Annotated in this window: 22 protein-coding genes and 1 other RNA gene; 17 read left to right on the top strand and 6 right to left on the bottom strand. The window is 62.6% G+C overall.

From position 1 onward, the window contains the following. Nucleotides 1-4 precede the first annotated feature (4 nt). From TRP66_RS19345 to TRP66_RS19420, 16 genes are all read left to right on the top strand, one after another. A complete protein-coding gene (locus TRP66_RS19345; protein ID WP_333406010.1) occupies nucleotides 5-208 on the top strand; it encodes a cbb3-type cytochrome oxidase subunit 3 in 204 nt (67 codons plus the stop codon). Continuing rightward, nucleotides 205-1,155 (top strand): cytochrome-c oxidase, cbb3-type subunit III, encoded by a 951-nt coding sequence (ccoP, locus tag TRP66_RS19350; protein WP_333406012.1) that lies wholly within the window; start codon nucleotides 205-207, stop codon nucleotides 1,153-1,155. The genes TRP66_RS19345 and ccoP (TRP66_RS19350) overlap by 4 nt, the downstream gene beginning before the upstream one ends. Nucleotides 1,156-1,550: 395 nt before the next feature. Continuing rightward, the gene (gene ccoN, locus TRP66_RS19355; RefSeq protein WP_333406014.1) at nucleotides 1,551-2,993 is read left to right on the top strand and encodes a cytochrome-c oxidase, cbb3-type subunit I; all 1,443 of its coding nucleotides are present in this window, start codon (nucleotides 1,551-1,553) and stop codon (nucleotides 2,991-2,993) included. Continuing rightward, entirely contained in the window at nucleotides 2,993-3,601 is a 609-nt protein-coding gene (ccoO, locus tag TRP66_RS19360) for a cytochrome-c oxidase, cbb3-type subunit II (protein ID WP_333406016.1), read from the top strand. The genes ccoN and ccoO overlap by 1 nt, the downstream gene beginning before the upstream one ends. Before the next feature lie 5 nt (nucleotides 3,602-3,606). Beyond that, the gene (locus TRP66_RS19365; protein WP_333406018.1) at nucleotides 3,607-3,801 is read left to right on the top strand and encodes a cbb3-type cytochrome oxidase subunit 3; all 195 of its coding nucleotides are present in this window, start codon (nucleotides 3,607-3,609) and stop codon (nucleotides 3,799-3,801) included. After that, entirely contained in the window at nucleotides 3,798-4,775 is a 978-nt protein-coding gene (gene ccoP, locus TRP66_RS19370; protein ID WP_333406020.1) for a cytochrome-c oxidase, cbb3-type subunit III, read from the top strand. Before TRP66_RS19365 ends, ccoP (TRP66_RS19370) begins: the two co-directional genes overlap by 4 nt. A 140-nt stretch (nucleotides 4,776-4,915) precedes the next feature. After that, on the top strand, nucleotides 4,916-5,167 hold the full coding sequence (locus TRP66_RS19375; RefSeq protein ID WP_333406022.1) for a type II toxin-antitoxin system prevent-host-death family antitoxin: 252 nt from the start codon (nucleotides 4,916-4,918) through the stop codon (nucleotides 5,165-5,167). After that, on the top strand, nucleotides 5,167-5,622 hold the full coding sequence (locus TRP66_RS19380; RefSeq protein ID WP_333406024.1) for a type II toxin-antitoxin system VapC family toxin: 456 nt from the start codon (nucleotides 5,167-5,169) through the stop codon (nucleotides 5,620-5,622). Before TRP66_RS19375 ends, TRP66_RS19380 begins: the two co-directional genes overlap by 1 nt. A 189-nt stretch (nucleotides 5,623-5,811) precedes the next feature. Further along, nucleotides 5,812-7,227 (top strand): cytochrome c oxidase accessory protein CcoG, encoded by a 1,416-nt coding sequence (ccoG, locus tag TRP66_RS19385; RefSeq protein ID WP_333406026.1) that lies wholly within the window; start codon nucleotides 5,812-5,814, stop codon nucleotides 7,225-7,227. Nucleotides 7,228-7,237: 10 nt separating this feature from the next. After that, complete coding sequence (locus TRP66_RS19390; protein ID WP_333406028.1) at nucleotides 7,238-7,780, top strand: FixH family protein; 543 nt, start codon at nucleotides 7,238-7,240, stop codon at nucleotides 7,778-7,780. After that, on the top strand, nucleotides 7,777-10,239 hold the full coding sequence (locus tag TRP66_RS19395) for a heavy metal translocating P-type ATPase (protein WP_333406030.1): 2,463 nt from the start codon (nucleotides 7,777-7,779) through the stop codon (nucleotides 10,237-10,239). The genes TRP66_RS19390 and TRP66_RS19395 overlap by 4 nt, the downstream gene beginning before the upstream one ends. Beyond that, nucleotides 10,218-10,442 carry a cbb3-type cytochrome oxidase assembly protein CcoS gene (gene ccoS / locus TRP66_RS19400; RefSeq protein ID WP_333406031.1) on the top strand — a complete coding sequence of 75 codons (225 nt, stop codon included), beginning with the start codon at nucleotides 10,218-10,220 and terminating at the stop codon, nucleotides 10,440-10,442. The genes TRP66_RS19395 and ccoS overlap by 22 nt, the downstream gene beginning before the upstream one ends. Further along, nucleotides 10,435-11,118, top strand: a complete 684-nt coding sequence (locus tag TRP66_RS19405) for a sulfite exporter TauE/SafE family protein (RefSeq protein WP_333406033.1) — start codon at nucleotides 10,435-10,437, stop codon at nucleotides 11,116-11,118. Before ccoS ends, TRP66_RS19405 begins: the two co-directional genes overlap by 8 nt. Nucleotides 11,119-11,255: 137 nt before the next feature. Continuing rightward, entirely contained in the window at nucleotides 11,256-12,638 is a 1,383-nt protein-coding gene (hemN, locus tag TRP66_RS19410; RefSeq protein ID WP_333406035.1) for an oxygen-independent coproporphyrinogen III oxidase, read from the top strand. Nucleotides 12,639-12,772: 134 nt separating this feature from the next. Further along, complete coding sequence (gene fnr, locus TRP66_RS19415; RefSeq protein ID WP_333406037.1) at nucleotides 12,773-13,507, top strand: fumarate/nitrate reduction transcriptional regulator Fnr; 735 nt, start codon at nucleotides 12,773-12,775, stop codon at nucleotides 13,505-13,507. 62 nt (nucleotides 13,508-13,569) lie between these two features. Further along, nucleotides 13,570-14,118: an adenine phosphoribosyltransferase gene (locus TRP66_RS19420; RefSeq protein ID WP_333406039.1), complete on the top strand. Its 549-nt coding sequence runs from the start codon at nucleotides 13,570-13,572 to the stop codon at nucleotides 14,116-14,118. Nucleotides 14,119-14,172: 54 nt separating this feature from the next. On the opposite strand, the gene recR is transcribed toward TRP66_RS19420, so the two are convergent. From recR to dnaX, 4 genes are all read right to left on the bottom strand, one after another. Then, a complete protein-coding gene (recR, locus tag TRP66_RS19425) occupies nucleotides 14,173-14,775 on the bottom strand; it encodes a recombination mediator RecR (protein WP_333406041.1) in 603 nt (200 codons plus the stop codon). A 79-nt stretch (nucleotides 14,776-14,854) separates the two neighbouring features. Then, nucleotides 14,855-15,889 carry an NADP-dependent oxidoreductase gene (locus TRP66_RS19430; RefSeq protein WP_333406043.1) on the bottom strand — a complete coding sequence of 345 codons (1,035 nt, stop codon included), beginning with the start codon at nucleotides 15,887-15,889 and terminating at the stop codon, nucleotides 14,855-14,857. A gap of 185 nt (nucleotides 15,890-16,074) precedes the next feature. Beyond that, on the bottom strand, nucleotides 16,075-16,401 hold the full coding sequence (locus tag TRP66_RS19435) for a YbaB/EbfC family nucleoid-associated protein (RefSeq protein WP_333406045.1): 327 nt from the start codon (nucleotides 16,399-16,401) through the stop codon (nucleotides 16,075-16,077). Nucleotides 16,402-16,460: 59 nt separating this feature from the next. Next, nucleotides 16,461-18,599, bottom strand: a complete 2,139-nt coding sequence (dnaX, locus tag TRP66_RS19440) for a DNA polymerase III subunit gamma/tau (RefSeq protein WP_333406047.1) — start codon at nucleotides 18,597-18,599, stop codon at nucleotides 16,461-16,463. Between the two features lie 298 nt (nucleotides 18,600-18,897). Between dnaX and TRP66_RS19445 the strand changes: the two genes are divergently transcribed. Next, nucleotides 18,898-19,398, top strand: a complete 501-nt coding sequence (locus tag TRP66_RS19445; RefSeq protein ID WP_333406048.1) for an N-acetylmuramoyl-L-alanine amidase — start codon at nucleotides 18,898-18,900, stop codon at nucleotides 19,396-19,398. A gap of 92 nt (nucleotides 19,399-19,490) precedes the next feature. On the opposite strand, the gene ffs is transcribed toward TRP66_RS19445, so the two are convergent. Beyond that, nucleotides 19,491-19,587, bottom strand: an RNA gene (gene ffs, locus TRP66_RS19450) — signal recognition particle sRNA small type. Nucleotides 19,588-19,856: 269 nt separating this feature from the next. Further along, nucleotides 19,857-20,414, bottom strand: a complete 558-nt coding sequence (locus tag TRP66_RS19455) for a histidine phosphatase family protein (RefSeq protein ID WP_333406050.1) — start codon at nucleotides 20,412-20,414, stop codon at nucleotides 19,857-19,859. Nucleotides 20,415-20,612 lie beyond the last annotated feature (198 nt).

Raw genomic sequence — 20,612 nt, forward strand, 5'->3', positions numbered from 1 at the left:
CGCCATGGACACTGGAGATCTGCGCGGCCTGGGCACCCTGATCATAGCCATAGCCTTTATCGGGTTGTCGCTATGGGTATCAAGCAGCAAACGCAACCGGGATTTCGCCGAAGCCCGCCTGGCGCCGTTCGCCGACGAGTCTTGCGAGGCTGTGAGCGAACCCCTCACTCAAGCCCAACCCAGCGACAGGCGGAGCATTCAGTCATGACCACCTTCTGGAGCCTCTATATCAGCGCCCTGACCTTGGGCAGCCTGATCGGTCTGGCCTGGCTGTTGATCGGCACACGCAAGGGCGAGAGCCGCGGCAGCACCGATCAGACCATGGGCCACAGCTTCGACGGCATCGAAGAGTACGACAACCCGTTGCCACGCTGGTGGTTTCTGCTGTTCGTCGGCACGCTGCTGTTCGCGGTGGGCTACCTGGCGCTCTACCCCGGTCTTGGCAACTGGAAAGGTCTGCTACCCGGCTATGAAGACGGCTGGACCGGCGCCCATGAGTGGGAGAAGGAAATGGCCAGGGCCGATGCCCGGTTCGGGCCGATCTTCGCCAGATTCGCCGCAATGCCGGTGGAACAGGTCGCGCAGGATCCGCAGGCGTTGAAGATGGGAGCACGTCTGTTCGCCTCCAACTGCTCCGTGTGCCACGGCTCCGACGCAAAGGGCGGTTACGGCTTCCCCAATCTGACGGACGCCAATTGGCGCTGGGGTGGCAATGCCGATGCTATCAAAACCACGATCATGAAGGGTCGCATGGCGGCCATGCCGGCCTGGGGTCCTGTCATCGGCGAGCAAGGGGTGAAAAACGTCGCGGCCTACGTTCGGCACGGTCTGGCCGGTCTGCCGCTGCCCGACGGCAATACGGCAGACGTCGACGCCGGACAGCAAGTGTTCAGTTCCACTTGCGTAGCCTGTCATGGCTCCAAGGGTACCGGTGTCGAGGCGATGGGTGCTCCAGACCTCACACAACCCGGTGGTTACCTCTACGGCACCAGCCTCGCACAACTGCAACAGACCATCCGTCTGGGTCGCCAGGGTCATATGCCTGCTCAGGCCAATCTGCTGGGCAATGACAAGGTGCAAGTGCTGGCCGCCTATGTGTACAGTCTTTCCAGGAGTCCTGATCAACTCCCCGAAACAGAAAAGCCGTCACAGTAACGCCGTCATCGAGTGGTATCCGGGATGCCGCGTCCTGCAACGGGGCGCGACATCCTTTCTGTGAGCGGCAAGTTGCGACCAAGTGTCGCACCCCGGCTACCCTGGTCTTCCCTCCCTATTCTTTCGGGACTAAGCTTGCCGTCAGTGGACTGGCTCTCGCTGGTCACAGGCCGACTGCAAGCCGACACCCGGTGCTTCGTCTGCATCGACCTGCCCCCGCTCCTTCGGTCCGCTTCGACACGGCCCGGCGAAGATGCCGGCATCGATCGTGTCCGGCAGGCCGCAGCCTTCAGCGCGGCACCGTCTATGCGTCGCCTGGCGGCGCAATGGTGCTGCCGTCTCATCTGTCTGCGTCCGGGTTGACTATAACAATGACGTGACCCGTGAGACCTGAAATGAGTACCGCATCCAGTCCCACCGCCTACAACTACAAGGTCGTTCGCCAGTTCGCCATCATGACTGTCGTCTGGGGAATCGTCGGCATGGCGATGGGCGTGTTCATCGCCTGCCAGCTGGTACGGCCCGAGCTGAACTTCGACCTCGAATGGACCACCTTCGGCCGGCTGCGGCCGCTGCACACCAGTCTGGTGATCTTTGCCTTCGGCGGCTGCGCGCTGTTTGGCACGTCCTATTACGTCGTGCAGCGAACCTGCCAGGCCCGGCTGATTTCCGATGGTATGGCAGCGTTCACGTTCTGGGGCTGGCAGGCTGTGATTCTCAGCGCCATCATCACCCTGCCAATGGGCTACACCACCACCAAGGAATATGCCGAACTCGAATGGCCGATCGCGATCCTGCTGGCCATCGTCTGGATCACCTACGGCGCGGTGTTCTTCGGCACCATCGTCAAGCGCCGCACGAAACACATCTACGTGGGCAACTGGTTCTATGGCGCGTTCATCGTGGTCACGGCCATGCTGCACATCGTCAATCACATTTCGCTCCCGGTCAGCCTGTTCAAATCCTATTCGGCGTACGCCGGAGCCACCGACGCCATGATCCAGTGGTGGTACGGGCACAACGCCGTGGGCTTTTTCCTGACCACGGGTTTTCTCGGCATGATGTATTACTTCGTGCCCAAGCAGGCCGAGCGGCCGATCTATTCCTATCGGCTGTCCATCGTGCATTTCTGGGCGCTGATCACGCTATACATCTGGGCCGGTCCACACCATCTGCACTACACCGCCTTGCCGGATTGGGCGCAGTCGCTGGGCATGGTGATGTCGATCATTCTGCTGGCGCCCAGCTGGGGTGGGATGATCAACGGCATGATGACGCTTTCCGGTGCCTGGCATAAATTGCGCACCGACCCGATCCTGCGCTTTCTGGTGGTCTCGCTGGCGTTCTATGGCATGTCGACCTTCGAAGGTCCGATGATGGCGATCAAGACCGTCAACTCGCTGTCCCACTACACCGACTGGACCATCGGCCATGTGCACGCCGGTGCGCTGGGCTGGGTGGCGATGATCTCCATCGGCGCGGTGTATCACATGATCCCGAAAGTCTTCGGCCGTGCGCAGATGCACAGCATCGGGCTGATTAACGCGCATTTCTGGCTCGCGACCATCGGCACGGTGCTGTACATCGCCTCGATGTGGGTCAACGGCATCACCCAGGGCCTGATGTGGCGGGCGATCAACGACGACGGCACGCTGACCTACTCGTTCGTCGAAGCCCTGCAGGCCAGCCATCCGGGCTTCATCGTACGCGCCATCGGCGGCGCCTTTTTCACCAGCGGCATGCTGCTGATGGCTTACAACGTCATGCGGACCGTCCGGGCCGCCGATCCTGAGCAGGCCGAAGATGCCGCCCGGATCGCCAGCGTAGGGGCGCATTGATGAAACACGAAGCCCTCGAACGCAACATCGGCCTGTTGGCGTTCTTCATGGTCATCGCGGTAAGCGTCGGCGGCCTCACGCAGATCGTCCCCTTGTTCTTTCAGGACGTGACCACCCGCCCCGTGGAAGGCATGAAGCCGCGAACCGCGCTTGAAGTGGAGGGCCGGGACGTCTACATCGCCAACGGTTGCGTGAGCTGCCATTCACAGATGATTCGCCCGTTCCGCGCGGAAACCGAGCGCTATGGTCACTATTCAGTGGCCGGCGAAAGTGTCTGGGACCACCCGTTCCTCTGGGGCTCGAAACGCACCGGACCGGATCTGGCGCGGGTCGGCGGTCGCTACTCGGATGACTGGCATCGGGCGCACCTCTACAACCCGCGCAATGTGGTGCCGGAATCCAAGATGCCGGCCTACCCGTTCCTGGTCGAGAAACGCATCGACGAGACCCGGACTGCCCGCAAGCTCGAAGTATTGCGCTCGCTCGGCACGCCTTATACAGACGAAGACATCGCAGGCGCGGCGGCGGCAGTCGCGGGCAAGACCGAAATGGATGCGCTGGTCGCGTATCTGCAAGGTCTGGGCACCCTGATCAAGAGCAAACGGTGAGCGCAATGGACATTGGAACGATTCGCGGGCTCGGCACCCTGGTGGTGATGATCGCCTTCATCGGCCTGATCCTCTGGGTGTTCAGCCCCCGGCGCAAAGCCGAGTTCGACGACGCGACCATGCTGCCATTCGCGGATGAACCGCGGCCCGGTGCCGAGCCCGACCCAGAAACGCAGGTTTCCCGGAGCGACCGGCCATGAGCACTTTCTGGAGCCTGTACGTCACGGCTTTGACCCTGGGAACGCTCATCGCCCTCACCTGGTTGCTGCTGGCGACCCGCAAAGGTCAGCGTCCTGAGTCGACCGAGGAAACCGTCGGCCATTCATTCGACGGCATCGAGGAATACGACAACCCGTTGCCCCGCTGGTGGTTCATGCTGTTCGTCGGCACCATCGTGTTTTCCCTGGGTTATCTGGCGCTGTATCCGGGGCTAGGCGACTGGCGCGGGCTGCTGCCTGGCTATGGCTGGCTTGATAAAGACAAGCAGATATCCTTTGCCGACGGCCAGGCCGGCTGGACCGGCGTGCACGAGTGGGAAAAGGAAATGGCCCGGGCCGAAGCACGCTTCGGGCCGATCTTCGCGAAATACGCCGCCATGCCCATCGAAGAGGTGGCGCAAGACCCACAGGCCTTGAAAATGGGTGGCCGGTTGTTCGCTTCCAACTGCTCGGTGTGCCACGGCTCCGATGCCAAAGGCGCCTACGGTTTCCCGAACCTGACCGACGATTACTGGCGCTGGGGCGGCGAGGCGCAAGCCATCAAGACCACCATCATGGGCGGTCGCCATGCCGTCATGCCGGCCTGGGGTCAGGTACTGGGGGAGCAAAGCGTGCGCGATGTGTCGGCGTTCGTGCTCAGCCGCATCGCCGGTCGCGAGCTGCCGCAGGATGCCAAGGCCGATCCGGTGGCCGGCCAGAAGATCTTCGCCGCCAATTGTGTCGCCTGCCATGGCGTCGACGCCAAGGGCACGGTTGCCATGGGCGCGCCTGATCTTACCCTGCCTGCCGCTTACATCTATGGATCGGGTTTCGCACAGCTGCAGCAGACCATACGTTATGGGCGCCAGGGCCAGATGCCCGCGCAGGAAGCGATGCAGGGCAATGACAAGGTGCATCTGCTGGCGGCCTACGTTTATAGCCTTTCTCGCAAGGAGGAGCCTGCGGTCGAACAGTAACGCTGCCTCGCACGATATCCTGCTGCGATGCTCGATGTTACACTTTCCGCCTTGTAGCAACGTTTCTACACGACTACTGTATGGGTGCTGACGGCGACGATTTCCGATGCGTGTCTGCCGAACAAATGCAGGAGTCGCCCATGCCATTGACCTTATCCAGCCGCGAGTTCAATCAGGACACCAGCGGCGCCAAGAAGGCCGCCGATCACGGCCCCGTATTCATTACCGATCGAGGGCGCCCGGCGTACGTGCTGCTCAATATCGAGGAGTATCTGCAACTGACCGGGAGCGCTGTCAGCCTGGTGGATACGCTGGTAATGAACGATACCGCCGACATCAACTTCGAGCCGCAGCGCGCCGACATCACCCCGCGTCCCGTAGATCTGAGCTGATGTTTCTGCTGGACACCAACGTCGTTTCCGAACTGAGAAAGCCCGCCGCCGACCCCAATGTCGTCAGATGGGCCAGATCCCACGCCTCCTCGCGGCAGTACATTTCAGCCATCACGGTCCTGGAGCTGGAAACCGGCGTACTGCGCCTGGAGCGTCGTGATCCGGCCCAGGGCGCGCGGCTCAGGCGCTGGCTTGAGCACCATGTCCTGCCTGCGTTTGCCGGGCGAATACTGGCGGTCGATGCGGTGGTCGCCAGGCGCTACGCCCAGTTGCATGTGCCCGACCCACGCAGCGAATCCGACGCGCTGATAGCGGCGACCGCTCTGGTACACCGCATGACTGTGGTGACCCGTAATGTCGAGGACTTCAGGCACTGCGGTGTGCCGCTGCTCAACCCCTGGGTCAGTCAGCTGAATGAGGAATCCGGTCGCTATTCAGCCAGCCCCGCATCCTGAAAAGGACCATAATTAGCGTGTCAATTGATCCAGATCACATACACGATCAGCGATCACGACCCAACGCGACCAAAGGTCGCACCTTCGAGAGGTGACGCCAGGCGTATGATGCAAGCCATAAGAAACATACTCTGACCCCGGTTGGCAGGTACTGGTCGGGGCATATTTCCACTGCCGTGGGACGCACCGATGAGCAATCACATTCCGGTCAACGACGTTACCCCGCCCACCCGGAAGGACGGCCAGATCGTCGATCTCTACGCCTCGCGGGAGAAGATCTACACCCGCGCATTCACAGGCCGTTTCCGCAATCTGCGCAGGGTCGGCGGCGCCCTGTTGTTTTTGATCTATTTCGGCACCGTGTGGCTCAATTGGGGCGGTCATCAGGCGGTATGGTGGAATCTGCCGGAGCGCAAGTTCTACATATTCGGTGCCACCTTCTGGCCGCAGGACTTCATTCTGCTGTCAGGCATTCTGATCGTCGCGGCCTTCGGTCTGTTCTTCATCACGGTCTATGCCGGACGCGTCTGGTGCGGCTATACCTGTCCGCAAAGCGTCTGGACGTGGATCTTCATGTGGTGCGAAAAAATCACCGAAGGCGATCGCAACCAGCGCATCAAGCTCGACAAGGCTCCGCTCGGCGCGGAGAAGATCGCGCGCAAGACCTGCAAGCACAGCTTGTGGCTGTTAATCGGTTTCGTGACCGGATTGACCTTCGTCGGCTACTTTTCGCCGATCCGTCAGTTGTGCATCGACCTGTTCACCGGGCAGGCCGACGGCTGGGCCTACTTCTGGGTCGGCTTTTTCACCCTTGCCACCTACGGCAATGCGGGCTGGCTGAGAGAACAGGTCTGCGTCTACATGTGCCCGTACGCGCGGTTCCAGAGCGTCATGTTCGACAAGGACACCATGATCGTTTCCTACGACCCACGCCGCGGGGAACGCCGCGGCCCGCGCAAGAAGGAAGCCGACTATAAGGCCCAGGGTCTGGGCGACTGCATCGATTGCACGATGTGCGTGCAGGTCTGCCCGACCGGCATCGATATCCGCGACGGTCTGCAAGTGGAGTGCATCGGCTGTGCAGCCTGTGTCGACGCCTGCGACAGCATCATGGACAAGATGAACTACCCGCGCGGCCTGATCAGCTACACCACCGAACACAATCTCTCCGGCCAGGTGACCCGCACACTCAGACCTCGCCTGATCGGCTATGCCGTGGTGCTGCTGCTCATGATCGGATTGCTGGCAAGCGCATTCATGACCCGGTCGCTGGTGGGGTTCGATGTGACCAAGGACCGGGTGCTGTACCGGGAAAATGCCGCAGGGCGAATCGAAAACGTCTACAGCCTCAAGGTCATGAACAAGGACCAGGTCGATCACACCTATATCCTGGAAGCCGGAGGGCTGCCCGATCTCAGGCTGCAAGGCCGCCGGGAAATCCGCGTCGCCGCCGGCGACATCGTCAGCCTGCCGGTGGAGCTGTCCAGCGCACCCGAGAAGCTGCCATCGTCCACCAACGAAGTCACGTTCATCCTCAGGGATGCGGACGACCCTGATTCGCAGGTAGAAGCGCACAGCCGGTTCATCGGCCCGCAAGTGCGCTGAGAGAATGATCATGAACGCCGCGACCGCTTCGACTCCCTGGTACAGGCACCTCTGGCCCTGGATCATCATTGCCATCCTGACCTGCTCGGTCACCCTGAGCCTGACCATGGTGAGTATCGCGGTGAACAACCCGGACAACCTGGTCACCGATAACTACTACGAGGCGGGAAAGGGGATCAACCGTTCGCTGGACCGGGAACAGTTCGCCCAGACGCTGCAACTGCGGGCCACGCTTCGCCTGGACGAACTGACCGGTGAAGCCGAGTTGCGCCTGAGCGGCCATAGCCGGCCTGAGAGGCTGGAGTTGAACCTCATCTCCCCTACCCAACCGGGCAAGGACCGCCGCGTGTTTCTGATTCGCAGCACCAGTGATGGCGAGCGGTATATCGGCCAGCTGCAGGACGAGGTTCGGGGACGGCGCTTCGTGGAGCTGCTGGGAACCGAAGGCGGCCGGACCTGGCGGCTGTTCGAAGAAGAGCTGGTCGGCCCCGACCGCGACCTGCGCCTGGGCGATGAACCGCTGCAAGGTGCGCAACAAAGCACCAGCCCATGACCGCCCCCGTCCTTTGTTATCACTGTGCGCTGCCCGTGCCGCCCGGCAGCCGTTTTCAAGCCGCCGTGCTTGGGGAGACGCGCGACCTGTGCTGCCCCGGTTGCCAGGCGGTGGCCGAAGCCATCGTTGCCGGCGGGCTGGAGAGTTACTACCAGCATCGCAGCGAGCACTCGACCAACCCCCGGCAACTGCCGGCGCAACTGTTCGACGAACAGGCGCTGTACGATCGCCCGGACGTACAGGCCGGCTTCGTGCATCGCCAGCAAGACCACTGCGAAACCACGTTGCTGATCGAAGGCATCAGCTGCGCCGCGTGCGGCTGGCTGATCGAACGCCATCTGCGTGGTTTGCCGGCGGTGCGCGACGCGCAGCTGAACCTGTCAAATCATCGCCTGCGGGTGTCCTGGGACCCAGACCGTTTGCCGCTGAGCCACCTGCTCACGGAGCTGCGCAACATCGGCTATGCAGCGCACCCCTGGCAGGCGGACCGTGCCGCCGAGCAGATGGCGAAGGAAAACCGACTGGCCTTGCGCCGCCTGGGCGTGGCCGGGTTGCTGTGGTTTCAGGCCATGATGGCGACCATGGCAACCTGGCCGGAATTCAACATCGACCTCAGTCCGCAGATGCACACCATCCTGCGCTGGGTTGCGCTGTTTCTGACCACTCCCATCGTGTTCTACAGCTGCGCGCCTTTCTTTCGCGGCGCGCTGCGTGACCTGCGCAGCCGCCACCTGACCATGGATGTCTCGGTTTCGCTGGCGATAGGCCTGGCCTACCTGGCCGGGATCTGGACTGCGATCACCGGTCACGGTGAGCTGTATTTCGATGCCGTGGGCATGTTCGCGCTGTTCCTACTCGCCGGACGCTACCTGGAGCGCCGCGCCCGCGCCCGCACGGCTGCCGCCACTGCGCATCTGGTCAGTCTGCTGCCGCCCTCATGCCTGCGCCTGGATGAACAGGGTCACAGTGAACGCATTCTGCTGCGCGAGCTGCGATTGGGCGATCGGATCCTGGTCCCGCCCGGCGCGGTCATTCCGGCCGATGGCCGTATCGTGAAAGGTCAGTCCAGCGTCGATGAATCCCTGCTTACCGGGGAATATCTGCCACACGCGCGCGCCGTAGGCGACCCGGTCACCGCCGGAACGCTGAATGTGGAAAGCGCGCTGAGCATCGAGGTTCTGGCGCTGGAGCATGACACCCGCCTGTCGGCCATCGTTCGTTTGCTGGAGCGGGCACAGACCGAGAAACCACGGATGGCGGAAATCGCGGATCGGGCCGCGCAATGGTTTCTGGCGCTGTCCCTGCTGGCTGCTGCGGTGATCGGCTGCGTGTGGTGGAGCCTTGACGCCGACCGTGCATTCTGGATCGTCCTGGCCATGCTGGTCGCCACCTGCCCCTGCGCCTTGTCGCTGGCGACGCCCACGGCCCTGACTGTGGCCACCGGCACCCTGCACCGCCTGGGCCTGCTGCTGACTCGCGGCCATGTGCTCGAAGGCCTGAACCAGATCGATACGGTGATTTTCGACAAGACCGGCACTCTCACTGAGGGCCGTCTGACTTTGCGGAGCGTGCTGCCGCTCGCCGCTCTGGATGCCGATCAGTGCCTGGCAATGGCGGCGGCGCTGGAGGACCGTTCCGAACACCCGATCGCGCGGGCGTTCGGCCGCGCGCCGGTCGCCGCGCAAAACGTGCACAGCACACCGGGCGCCGGGCTGGAGGGTGACGTCGACGGGCGTCTGCTGCGCATCGGCGAGCCCGACTTCGTATGCGCCTTGAGCGGCAGCGTCCGCCCCGCGCTGCCCCCAGAACCTTCCGGCCAATGGCTGTTGCTCGGGGACCGGCAGGGGCCGCTGGCATGGCTGGTGCTCGACGATCGTCTGCGCGCTGACGCCCTGGCACTGGTGCAGGCCTGTCAGGCGCGCGGCTGGCGTACCCTGCTGCTGTCCGGCGACAGCTCACCGATGGTCAGCCGCGTCGCGACGCAACTGGGTATCAACGAGGCGCGCGGCGGCCTGCGCCCGGACGACAAGCTGGCCGTTCTGCACCAGCTTCGCCAACAGGGCCGCAAAGTCTTGATGCTCGGCGACGGCGTCAACGATGTGCCGGTGCTGGCGGCGGCGGACATCAGCGTGGCGATGGGCTCGGCCACCGACCTGGCCAAGACCAGCGCCGATGCCGTACTGCTCGGCAATCGCCTTGACGCCCTGGTGCGAAGCTTCGATCTGGCGCGTCGCACGCGCCGGATCATCCTCGAAAACCTGGGTTGGGCCGGGCTCTACAACGGCCTGATGCTACCGCTCGCGGCCGTGGGCTGGATCACGCCGGTCTGGGCCGCCATTGGCATGTCGGTCAGCTCGCTGGTCGTGATCCTCAATGCCCTGCGCCTGACCCGGGCCCCGGGCCCGATCGTCGAAACGCCCTTGTCCGGGGAGGTCTCATGCCCGCGCTCTACATCATGATCCCGGCTGCGCTGCTGCTGGTCGCCGTCGCGATCTACGTGTTTTTCTGGGCCGTGGACAGCGGCCAGTACGACGATTTGGAAGGCCCGGCGCACAGCATTCTGTACGACGATCAGGACCCCGGCCACCGGGCCGCGGTCGATGAAGCGGCGGATAAATCGGCCGCGGCATCCGGGCAGGACGGGACGAAGCCCGATGCTTGAACTGGCGCCGCAACTGCTGTCGGCTTTCGTCCTCGGCCTGCTGGGCGGGGGTCATTGCCTGGGCATGTGTGGCGGCCTGATGGGCGCGCTGACCTTGGCGATCCCCGAACACCGGCGCGGTCACCGTCTGCGTCTGCTACTGGCCTACAACCTGGGGCGCGTGCTTGGCTATGCCACCATCGGCTTGCTGGTCGGGCTGCTGGGCTGGGCGGTCGCCAGCAGCCCCGGCGCGACGGGAATGCGCATCGCCGCCGCGCTGTTGCTGATCGTCATGGGTTTGTACCTGGCCGGCTGGTGGAGCGGCCTGACCCGCATCGAACGCCTGGGTCGCGGCGTGTGGCGCCATATCCAGCCACTGGCCGGTCGCTTGCTGCCCGTCTCGACCCTGCCGCGCGCCCTGCTGCTGGGTGGTCTCTGGGGGTGGCTGCCCTGCGGACTGGTCTACAGCACCCTGCTCTGGGCAGCCAGCCAGGGCAATGCGTGGCACAGCGCGTTGCTGATGCTCGGTTTCGGGCTGGGCACCTGGCCGGTGCTGCTGGCAACCGGCCTCGCAGCCGAGCGCACCATTGCGCTGCTGCGTCGGCGCGGGCTCAGGACGGCGGGCGGCATCCTGGTGATCCTGTTCGGCATCTGGACCTTGCCCGGTCCGCATCAGCACGGGTTGATGGGGCACTGAGGTTTTCCGCGGGACGCCGGGCGGGCGCCCGTCGAGCAGACAGAGATTCCGGTGCGCTCATTTGACACGCATCAACATGCGGGCGCCGCGAGCCACATAGACTTCGAGCATTGCCAGCCTTTTCGGGGAACGCCCGCATGCTCGACGCCATTCATTGGGATTCCGACCTGATTCGTCGCTATGATTTGGCAGGGCCGCGTTATACGTCCTACCCCACGGCGGTTCAGTTTCATACTCAGGTAGGCGCATTCGACCTGCTCCATGCCTTGCGTGAAAGCCGCAGGGCGCTCCGTCCGCTGTCGCTCTACGTGCACATCCCCTTCTGTGCCAACATTTGCTACTACTGCGCCTGCAACAAGGTCATCACCAAGGACCGCGGCCGGGCGCAGGGTTATCTGCAACGGCTGGAGCACGAAATCCAGATGCTGGCCTGTCATCTGGACCCGGCACAGGTGGTCGAGCAGCTGCATTTCGGTGGCGGGACGCCGACCTTTCTCAGTCATGATGAGCTGCGCCAGTTGATGGCGCGGCTGCGCGCCAGTTTCAATCTGCTGGACGATGACTCCGGTGACTACGGAATCGAGATCGACCCGCGCGAAGCCGACTGGTCGACCATGGGGCTGTTGCGCGAACTGGGTTTCAATCGGATCAGCCTCGGCGTTCAGGATCTCGACCCGACAGTCCAGCGCGCGGTCAATCGCCTGCAAAGCCTGGAAGAAACCCGCGCCATTATCGAAGCCGCGCGCACCTTGCAATTTCGCTCGGTCAATATCGACCTGATCTACGGGCTGCCGAAGCAGACTGTCGAGGGTTTTGCCCGCACGGTCGAAGAGATTATTGCCCTGCAACCGGATCGGCTGTCGGTGTTCAACTACGCGCATCTGCCGGAACGCTTCATGCCCCAGCGCCGCATCGAAAGTGCTGATCTGCCGGCGCCTGAAATCAAGCTGGCGATGCTCGAAGCCACGATCAGGCAACTGACCGCCGCAGGCTATCGCTACATCGGCATGGACCACTTCGCGCTGCCCGACGATGAGCTGGCCATCGCTCAGGAAGAGCTGACTCTGCAACGCAATTTCCAGGGCTACACGACCCACGGTCATTGCGATCTGATCGGCCTGGGCGTCTCGGCGATCAGCCAGATCGGCGACCTCTACAGTCAGAACAGCAGCGACCTCAGCGAGTACCAGACCCTGCTTGCCAACGACCAGCTCGCTACCCGCCGTGGTCTGGTGTGCAACGAAGACGACCGGATTCGCCGCGTGGTGATCCAGCAGCTGATCTGTCACTTCGAGTTAAATTTCGCCGAAATGGAACGTTCATACAGCATCGACTTCGCGAGTTACTTCGCATCGGAATGGCTCGAACTCACGCGCATGGCGCGGGACGGCCTGCTGCGTATCAGCGACAGCGGCATCCAGGTGCTGCCCGCCGGGCGGCTGCTGGTGCGCTCGATATGCATGGTGTTCGACGCCTGCCTGAACCAGCAGAACCGGCAGCGTTTTTCGCGGGTGATCTGAACCGCGGGTGCCCGAATACAGGCCATGAGCCAGCCCGATCCATGTTGTCGCAGGCACTGCACGACGCTGGCCGAAGTCGTAACGCGTGAGTTACCCTTACGACCTATGTGTGATTTCCCACAAGGAATTAAGTGATGTCCGAGCCAGCCAAGCTGCGCGCTCATTCACAGGCCCATTGCAAGGATTGCAGCCTTGCACCGCTCTGCCTGCCGCTTTCGCTGAATCTTGAGGACATGGATGCCCTCGACCAGATCGTCAAACGAGGCCGTCCTCTCAAAAAAGGCGAATTCCTGTTCCGCCAGGGCGATACGTTCGAGTCGGTGTATGCCGTGCGCTCGGGCGCGCTGAAGACCTTCAGCATCAGCGATGCCGGCGAAGAACAGCTGACCGGCTTCCACTTGCCGAGCGAGCTGGTGGGTATGTCCGGGATGGACGCTCAGGCCTACCCAGTTTCCGCCCAGGCGCTGGAAACCACTTCGGTGTGCGAGATTCCCTTCGAGCGCCTCGATGAACTGTCCGTGCAACTGCCGCAATTGCGCCGTCAGTTGATGCGGGTGATGAGCCGGGAAATCCGTGACGACCAGCAGATGATGTTGCTGCTGTCGAAGAAGACCGCCGATGAGCGTATCGCCACCTTCCTGGTGAACCTGTCGGCGCGTTTCCGGGCCAGGGGCTTTTCGGCCAATCAGTTCCGCCTGAGCATGTCGCGCAACGAAATCGGCAATCATCTGGGGCTCGCCGTGGAAACCGTCTCGCGGGTCTTCACCCGCTTTCAGCAAAGCGAGCTGATCGCAGCCGAAGGCAAGGAGATTCATATTCTCGACCCGATCCAGCTCTGCGCCCTGGCCGGCGGCGCGATGGACAGCTGAAAACGTGCGATTCGGAGCGGGTGGGCTTAAACTATCGGCCAACCTAGCTCCGGATCACCCTGATGATTTCTGATTCAACCCATTTCAAATCCCTGATCCGCCCGGTCGTGGACTTTCCCAAGCCTGGCGTGATCTTTCGTGATATCACCCCTCTGTTCCAGTCGCCCAAGGCCACTCGCCAGGTGATCGACAGCTTCGTGCAGCGTTACATCGAGGCTGACTTCAGCCATATCGGCGTCATGGACGCCCGTGGCTTTCTGATCGGTTCGGTGGTGGCCTACGAGCTGAACAAGCCGCTGATCCTGTTCCGCAAGCAGGGCAAGCTGCCCGCGGACGTGCTCTGCGAAGCCTACAAGACCGAATACGGCGAGGCTTACCTGGAAGTGCATGCCGACAGCCTGTGCGACGGCGATTCAGTGGTGATGTTCGATGACCTGATTGCCACCGGCGGCACCCTGATCGCCGCGGCCAACCTGATTCGCCGCATGGGCGCGAAGATTCACGAAGCCGCCGCCATCATCGATCTGCCGGAGCTGGGCGGCTCGCAGCGCTTGAACGACATGAGCATCCCGACCTTCAGCCTGACCCGCTTCGCTCTGGACGAGCAATAAGCCCGATGGCTTCAGGCGCCAGCGGACGGCGCCAGCACAGAGCTTGCGACCGGCTCAGAGCGCGATTGGTTTGCGACCAGCAAACGAATGCGCAAGCGTCCCGCCATCGACCAGATCCAGTTCGCCACCCAACGGCACGCCGTGGGCGATGCGCGATGCGACCAGACCTTTCTCGTTGAGCAGCTGCGCAATGTAATGCGCCGTGGCCTCGCCCTCCACGGTCGGGTTGGTCGCCAGGATCACCTCGGTAAAAGTGCCCTGCTCGCCAATCCGCTCCATCAGCTGCGGGATGCCGATGGCTTCCGGCCCCAGGCCGTCCAGCGGCGACAGGTGGCCCTTCAGCACGAAATAGCGACCGCGATAGCCGGTCTGCTCGATCGCGTAGACATCAGTCGGCCCTTCCACCACGCACAACAAGGTGTCATCGCGGCGCGGGTCGGCGCATTGCGGACAAAGCTCTTCTTCAGTGAGCGTGCGGCAGGCCTTGCAGTGGCCGACGCCATCCATGGCCTGACTGAGCGCGGAGGCCAGCCGCGAGCCGCCGCTGCGGTCGCGTTCAAGCAGCTGCAATGCCATGCGCTGCGCGGTCTTCTGGCCGACGCCAGGCAGAACGCGAAACGCATCGATCAGTTGGCGAATCAGGGGGCTGAAGCTCATTGGGAGAAAAGTCCGACGTAATCACAAGACGCGGTTTATACCCGCGCCTTGCAGTAAGCGTCAAATCAGACGCCGCGAATCAAAGATCGGAAACCTTGACCACCAGCTTGCCGAAGTTATGGCCTTCCAGCAGCCCGATAAATGCTTCCGGTGCTGCTTCCAGTCCTTCCACGACGTCTTCGCGGAACTTGATCCGGCCTTCCTTGACCAGCGGCGTCATGGCGTCGATGAATTCGTCACGACGAGAACCATAGGCCTCGTGAACGATGAAACCCTTCATCAGGGCGCGCTTGGTCAGCAAGGTGCGCAGCAGCAGCGGCAGCTTGTCCGGACCTTCGGCGTCTCCCTGGGCGTTGTATTGCGCAATGACGCCGCAGACCGGAATCCGCGCCCCGGCATTGAGCAGCGGCAGCACTGCGTCGAAGACCTTGCCGCCCACCAGTTCGAAGTAGACGTCGATGCCCTTGTCGCAGGCTTTTGCCAGCTGCTCGGCGAAGTCGTCGCTCTTGTGATCGATGCAGGCATCGAAGCCCAGCTCGTCAACCACATAACGGCATTTATCCGAACCCCCGGCGATACCCACCACGCGCAGGCCGTTGATCTTGGCGACTTGCCCGACCACCGAGCCCACCGCGCCGGAAGCCGCGGCGACCACCAGCGTCTCGCCGGCCTTGGGCTGGCCGATGTCCATGAGTCCCATATAGGCGGTCATGCCGGGCATGCCGACGACACCGACCGCCATGGACGGGCTCGGCAGCCCTTCCGGCACTTTGACCAGACCCGCGCCGTCGCTCAGGCTGTGGGTCTGCCAGCCGGTCTGGCCGACGACCAGCTCGCCCACCTGGAATTTCGGATTGCGCGACTGCTCCACGACGCTGACAGCGCCGCCTTCCATGACCGCGTCGATTTCGACCGGATCCGCGTAGGACGGCGCGTCACTCATGCGGCCTCGCATGTAGGGGTCCAGCGACAGATAAAGAGTGCGCAACTGAACCTGGCCGTCCTGCAGATCCGGCAAGGCTTCACGTTCAAGGCGGAAGTTTTCCGGGGTGGGCCTGCCCTGCGGGCGGGAAGCCAGGACGATTCGCTGGTTGAGGATCAGATCTGGGTTCATCGAGTCGGCTCCTGAATGAGTAGGGTAAGAAAGCAGACACTGATGTACCCGGCGCGTTCGTTCGATGTGGTCCGAGGATGGCGACCCAAACCGCAGAAACGAAGAAGCCAGGCACCTGGCCTGGCTTCTTCGTTGAGCGCAACCTGTCGCTCGGGCGTAACGCTTTGCAGCGTCGGCCCGACGGATCAGAACGGCAGCTTCATGCCCGGAGGCAGCTGCATGCCCGCGGTCATGCTGGCGGTCTTCTCCTGGCTGGCCTGCTCGACCTTGCGCACGGCGTCGTTGACGGCCGCGGCGATCAGGTCTTCCAGCACTTCCTTGTCTTCCTGCATCAGGCTGTCGTCCAGGGTGATGCGCTTGACGTCGTGACGACCGGTCATCACCACGCTGACCAGGCCCGCGCCCGACTGACCGGTGACTTCCGCATTGGCCAGCTCTTCCTGCATCTTGGCCATTTTTTCCTGCATTTGCTGCGCCTGCTTCATCAGGCCAGCCATGCCACCTTTCATCATGGGATATCTCCTCGAAATAGGATGGTTCGTTTGCCGGGCGCGCTGGACGCCAGGCCTTGTTACTGGGTCTGCGCCGCGGGTGCGTCCACAGGCTTGATCGTATCCTCGCGAATGATCGCGCCAAACTGTTGCAGCATCTGCTGGATGAACGGATCGGCGTGGATCGAAGCTTCCGCCTGTCGTTGCCGCTCTGCCCGCTGTCGCGCTGCCGCTTGCGCGGGCGTTTCCTGTTCCGGCCGGACCAGCTCGATACGTAAATGGATCGTGCGGCCCTGCAGCTGGTTCAATGCTTCGTTCAGACGGCGCTGCTGGGTCAAGTTGAACAACGCGCTGTGCGCGGGATCCAGGTGCAGCAGCCAATTGTCGCCCTCGGCTTCCATCAGCGTGCAGTTGGCGGCGATGCTGCCGGTCATGCCGGAGATCGGCAGTTTCGGGAACATTTCCAGCCAGTCGGCGGCCAGACCTGTGGCGGGCATCGCGGCAGGCTCGGGTTCGGGCTCGACCGGCCCGTCGTCGCTGACGCTGTCGTGGGCGAGTTCGTCCAGATAGCTGTAGGAAGCCGGGTCGATGTCGACGTCCGGCTCGACATAATCGTCATCCGGTGGCGGCTCGTCGTCACGACCCATGGGGCCTGAGACGTAACCCTCATCGTGAGTGGGGTCCGGGATGGCTTCGAGCATCGCTGGGGTGACCTGTTCGGCCACCGCGGGAGCCGGGATTGGCGCTTCGGGCGCGTCCGGTACCGGACTGGCCGGTGCCGGAGTCGGCATCGGCGTCAGGTCAGGCTGCTCGGCGACAGTGTCCAGAACCGGTTCCGGCACCAGTGGCACGACAGGACCGGTCGGGACGGCAATCTCCGGGTCCACGGACGCGCCGGCCGGGGCCTTGGGCTCGTTCCACGGCAGATCGATTTCCTCGACCGGTGCCGGCTGTTCCGCCGCTGGCGCGGGTTGCGGTATCGGTGCCGCTGGCGCTGTCGGCGCGGTGGCCTGCTCTGGCGCCGCAGGAGTGACAGGCGCTGCCGGTGCTACATCCGCCACCACCGTATGGGAATCAGTCGTGGCCTGGCTGATTCCCGCTGGCTTTAGCGGCTGCTTCGGCGTGTCGACCACGTCGGCCGGGCGGAACGCCAGCATGCGCAGCAAGACCATTTCGAACCCGCCGCGAGGCTCCGGCGCCAGGGGCAGATCCCGACGACCAATCAGCCCCATCTGATAATAGAACTGCACATCTTCGGCGGGCAGCGCCTGCGCCAGGGCCAGCACCCGATCCCGGTCGCCCTGACCGTTATCGATGCCTTCAGGCATCGCCTGGGCAATGGCGACGCGGTGCAGAACGTTGAGCATTTCCGACAACACGCCGTTCCAGTCCGGCCCTTGCTCGGCCAGCCGCCGTATGGCTTCGAGAACGCCACGGGCGTCGCCTTCCAGCAGCGCGGTGAGCACGTCGAATACCTGACCGTGGTCCAGCGTACCGAGCATGGCTCGCACATCGGCCGCCAGCACTCGCCCCTCGCCGAACGCAATCGCCTGATCGGTCAGGCTCATGGCATCGCGCATGGAGCCGTCCGCCGCCCGGCCAAGTAACCAGAGCGCGTCTTCTTCGAACGGCACGTTCTCGACGCCAAGCACATGGGTCAGATGCTCGACCACGCGCTCGGGCGTCATGTTCTTCAAGGAGAACTGCAGGCATCGCGACAGAATGGTGGCCGGCAGCTTCTGCGGGTCGGTCGTCGCCAGAATGAACTTGACGTAGGGCGGCGGCTCTTCGAGGGTCTTGAGCAAGGCGTTGAACGAGTGGCTGGAAAGCATGTGCACTTCGTCGATCAGATAGACCTTGAAGCGGCCCCGGCTGGGTGCGTACTGCACGTTGTCCAGCAACTCGCGGGTGTCTTCGACCTTGGTCCGGCTCGCGGCGTCGATTTCGATCAGGTCGACGAAGCGGCCTTCATCGATCTCGGTGCACACCGAGCAGGTGCCGCAGGGCGTCGAGGTGATCCCGGTCTCGCAGTTCAGGCATTTGGCGATGATGCGCGCGATGGTCGTCTTGCCGACGCCACGCGTGCCGGTAAATAGGTAAGCGTGGTGCAGACGCTGACTGTCCAGCGCATTGATCAGAGCCTTGAGCACATGGGTCTGGCCGACCATTTCGCGGAACGAGCGCGGACGCCATTTACGTGCAAGAACCTGATAACTCATCGAAAACCGTCGCGACTAGGAAGCTGAAGACCGCTAATGCTAGCGGAGCAAGGGCAAAAAAGCATCCGGTGCCGCCGGTTATCTGCCCGATCCGGGGGCGCTTATAGACCCGCAGGTAACGGGATGACCTGCGTACGCCGCGCAGGCCTCCCGTTTGCAGCCAGCCAGACGCGGCAAACCGGTTCGTTTACGTTACAAAGCCACCTGATTAAAAAGCATGTCTGTAACAACTGTGATTTGACCGAAGCGCCCTTTTTGTATTCCTTACGAGCTTTCCCACTTGCAAGGAAGCAAGACCATGAATGCAACGACCTCCCCGAACCTGGTCATCAGGCAAACCACCGACCTGATCGTCGTCCACTGCTCCGCCACCGGGCCGGTCGCCGACATCGGCGCAGCGGACATCACCCGCTGGCACAAACAACGCGGCTTCGACACCATCGGTTACCACTACGTGATACGGCGAAACGGAACCCGCGAAACCGGACGCCCCGAGAACACGGTCGGCGCCCACGTGCGAGGCCATAACGTCAATTCCATCGGCGTTTGCCTGGCAGGCGGAGTCAACGCCGCTGGCAAGCCCGACAACAATTTCACACCGGCCCAGTTCACGACACTGGAAACCCTGCTGAAAGAGCTGCGCGAACGTTATCCCAGGGCACGCATCTGCGGACACCGGGACCTGTCCCCCGACAAGAATGGGGACGGCAGGATCACCCCGGATGAGTTCATCAAGGCATGCCCGTCTTTCGACGTAGCGCAATGGTGCAGACAACGTGGAATCCAGGCTCAGGGCTAAGGACGATTCTGTCCAAGGCGACTGGAAGATATGAAGGCAGTGGGGAAGCTTGAAAGGCAGGACTGACGATACGAAGGTTCGTCAGGTGGCAACCCCACCAGCCACACCCCGGCACACAATGTCACCGCTACGGCTGCTCCCTTCCAGGCCTGACCGGGTTCACGGCTGATCGTTGCGGGGGGACCGGTGGGGTCACCATAACGACACCCGCCTGTTGGCGAGCCGCGCCATTGTACCGGTCTTGAGCGAAGTTACAACCGTTGATGCGGATAAAATTCCAGATGGGTCAGGCACTTGTAATGCAGACAACCTGTAGGAGTGGATTTATCCGCGAGGCGCCGGTGTGCCCGAGACATTCCCTGCGCCTGACCCGCCTTTTCGCGGATGAATCCGCTCCTACGAAAATCTGTAGGAGCGGCCGGGGCGGCGATCCGCTTCATCCGCGAAGGGCCGCGGCTCTAACTCATTCGGTAGGTCGCAGCGCTCCAGTATCGATTGCCGGTACTTGTATGGCGAATCCATCCAGCAGCTTCCAGCTGCTTTGCGATCATCCGGTTCATGAATCCATGACCAAGCAAAAGAACCGAGCCTTCACAGCTAAGATCTTCAAGGCGTTTTGCAGCCTCAGCAGCCCGCGCCCTTGCCTCGCGAGCAGACTCGACATTCCTGGCGAAACCGCACAACCATGAAACACGAAGAATGAATGCCCACGTGAAGGGAGCGAGTCGTGGACGTGCCCATCGTCCATAGGGCAACTGTGCCTCGCAGAAAATCTCATCCACGATGGTGGGTTGAAGACCCAAGGCCTGGATGGATGTGAGCGCACGGGGCGCGTTGCTCGACACAATTACTTTGGCGGTAGCGGCCAGCTCCAGGCTGGCTTCAGGGGCAGGCTGGTTCGTAATCACCGAGAGATTGTATTGCTCGATCCAGTTTTTCATACCCAGTGCCGAAACCTTGTCGACTGTGGTCAGATTCGGCTGGCCATGACGCATTAAGATAATTTCCTTGCCCACTGTGATCACGTCCTTGAGTTGCAGCCGAGCGAATACATGGATTCGCGTTATGTGAGTAGTTCAGGGAATGCTCGCGGATAAATCCGCTTGTGTCTTCCATCAGGCTAAAGTCTGGGGTGAGAGGGGTGGACGGCAAGCTGTCTAATCGCGGTGCCCTTGAGCACGTGTAGGAGCCAAGCTGCCGTCCACTCTTCCCGC

Origin of the sequence: Pseudomonas sp. JDS28PS106, assembly GCF_036706555.1 — a bacterium.
Classification (GTDB): Bacteria; Pseudomonadota; Gammaproteobacteria; order Pseudomonadales; family Pseudomonadaceae; genus Aquipseudomonas.